The organism is Aeromonas sp. QDB54, from assembly GCF_027707385.1.
Taxonomy (GTDB): Bacteria; Pseudomonadota; Gammaproteobacteria; order Enterobacterales; family Aeromonadaceae; genus Aeromonas; species Aeromonas hydrophila.
This window is the reverse complement of the sequence record NZ_JAPCIT010000054.1, coordinates 1-1221: the sequence shown is the minus strand read 5'-3', so window position 1 is coordinate 1221 and position 1221 is coordinate 1. Positions and strand designations below refer to the sequence as shown.

Annotated in this window: 1 protein-coding gene; it reads left to right on the top strand. The window is 61.3% G+C overall.

Going from position 1 to position 1221, the window contains the following annotated elements; all coding sequences use genetic code 11:
* Positions 1–184: 184 nt before the first annotated feature.
* Positions 185–1054 (top strand): HD-GYP domain-containing protein, encoded by an 870-nt coding sequence (locus PG881_RS23510; protein WP_223198360.1) that lies wholly within the window; start codon positions 185–187, stop codon positions 1052–1054.
* Positions 1055–1221 lie beyond the last annotated feature (167 nt).

Sequence of the window (1221 nt, the reverse complement as noted above, 5' to 3'; positions counted from 1 at the left end):
CCAGAGCCCAGAGCCCAGAGCCCAGAGCCCAGAGCCCAGAGCCCAGAGCCCAGAGCCCAGAGAATTGTCGGAGGAGCAATCTCTGCCGTCTAGTCCACTAAGCAAGAAAAGTGACGGCGCAACCTCAATGGAGAGCGAAATGTGTTATGCACGGAAACTCTGTCTTGCGGCCAAGTCCCAAGTCATGGACATGTTCCAGGAAGCCCGGCTTGGCAAGGCCGTCGACCCAAGCACGACGTTGCCGCTGGTCGGAGAAATCGCTGCCTCGGTGCTGCGCCAACCTCATGCCCTCATCAGCGTCGCACGCATCAAAACGCACGACGATTACACCTACCTGCACTCGGTTGCCGTCTGCGCCCTGATGCTATCGCTGGCCCGGCATCTCGATCTAGACGAGGAGCAAACGCGCCTGGCTGGCATCGGCGGACTGATGCACGACCTAGGCAAGGCCGCGATGCCGCTGGAAGTGCTTAACAAACCAGGCAAGCTCACCGATGCCGAGTTCGCCATCATGAAGCGCCACCCTGTGGAGGGCGCAAAGATGCTGCGCGCAGGCGGGGCCGAGCCCGGGGTGGTGGACATTGCCCTGCACCATCACGAGAAGATCGACGGAACCGGCTACCCGGATCGCTTGGCCGGTGACGCCATTTCACTCCTGGCCCGCATGGGCGCAATCTGCGACGTCTATGATGCCGTGACGTCGGAGCGAGCCTACAAAAAGCCGTGGGACCCGTCCGCGGCGATGCGGCAGATGGCCAAGTGGGAGGGCCATTTCGACAAACGCATCTTCCACGCCTTCGTCAAGGCCGTGGGCATCTACCCCGTCGGCTCCTTGGTTCGCCTGTCCTCTCAGCGTCTGGCCGTTGTCGTTGAGCCGGGAATGGAATCACTGCTGACTCCCAAGGTTCGCGTGTTCTTCTCGCTACGCTCGAGAGAGCCGATCCCGATGCAGACCATCGACCTGGCGGCCACGAGTTGCAAGGACAGTATCACTGGCCCCGAAGACCCGACGCTCTGGAACTTCAAGAACCTCGACGACTTGTGGATGGAATAGCCCCCACAAAACGACGGCCCCGTGAGGGAGCCGTTGAACATCGTCGAGCGATGCCCGTCCAGGGAGGGATGGCCGAGCTCGATTCTCCAGAAGGTAGCTGGTGACACGAGTGTTGAGCCCACCCAACTAGGGTGACGGAAATTTCTGGGGTTCCGGCTTACATCCCC

Coding starts and splice junctions, on each gene's coding strand:
- PG881_RS23510 (WP_223198360.1), top strand. CDS start 185: ATGGACATGTTCCAGGAAGCCCGGCTTGGCAAGGCCGTCGACCCAAGC.